A 1,056-nucleotide genomic window follows, 5' to 3' on the forward strand; every position below is an offset into this window, starting at 1 on the left:
CCGTCCACGCAGGCAAGCGCGGCGAAACTGCGATTGGCTGCCACAATATCGGTTTCGTTGCACACGATTAGCCCCTCCACGGCCGCGTCGGCCAGCTCCTGCATACGTGCTGCCTCGCCGGCGCGACGCAGATCACGCACATCGAGGGCGAGGCCGATGACGGCCAAAAGGATGATGACGATTGAAACGAGGGCTACGCCAGTTGCCATCCAGTCCGCCGGCAACGCCGTCGCGGAAATGACAATGCGCGGGTCTGGCATGATTGCGGCCGCGGCCATCGCCGTGAAATGGTGGCTGCAAATCGCTACCGTCAGCACGACCGCGCCCAGCGCCTTCCACTTGACCGTGTTCGAGTGAAGGGCAACCGGCAATGCGGTCGCGCCGAACAGCCCACCAAGAATGATTGAGGCGGCGACGAGCGGCAAATCCCAGACGACGCGGCCCTCGATCTCGAATGCGGCCATGCCAGTGTAGTGCATCACCGCGATGCCGCCCCCGACGACGGCACCGCCGATCCAGCGCCCATGTGGAATGCGCGGTGAGATGCCGATCGTGAGACCGGTGCCGGTCAACGCGATCGCGGCCAGCAACGACACGATCGTCAAGGCGATGTTATAGCCGCTCGACACAGCGGGCTGGAATGCCAACATGGCTATGAAATGCGTCGCCCAGATGCCGAAGCCGGTGGCGATCGCGGCGACGGCTAGCCAGACCCGTCGCATTTCGCTTTCACTGCGCCCGACATGGTGGAGGAGATTCACAGCTGTGAAAGAGGCCAGGGCGCAGATGAAGGCCGCCAGCGCAACCAGACGCAGATCATGCTGCGTCGCAATGCAAGTGTAGACTTTCAACATGCTCTTGCCCCACCGTCTGGGGAGAAATCTATGGCCAAAACTTGAATAAAGCGCTTAAGCGGAAAATGCGCTTCGAGCTGGCGCTTGCGGTCGACGAGTCGCCGGCGGAGATCGAGATCCAGCGTAAGGGCTAATCGCTGCGCAGAATCTTTGCTTCAAGCGCGACTGCAACGAAAGCTTTTCGAGCGGCTGGTGGACTGTC

General features: G+C 61.7%; 1 protein-coding gene. It reads right to left on the reverse strand.

Annotated elements, in window-relative coordinates; all coding sequences use genetic code 11:
* The coding region (locus EOA24_RS39030; RefSeq protein ID WP_281059942.1) for an MHYT domain-containing protein at window positions 1–854 on the reverse strand (854 nt) is incomplete at its 3' end.
* Between the last annotated feature and the right edge of the window lie 202 nt (window positions 855–1,056).

Source organism: Mesorhizobium sp. M2A.F.Ca.ET.039.01.1.1 (assembly GCF_003998035.1).
In the GTDB taxonomy this organism is placed as follows: Bacteria; Pseudomonadota; Alphaproteobacteria; order Rhizobiales; family Rhizobiaceae; genus Mesorhizobium.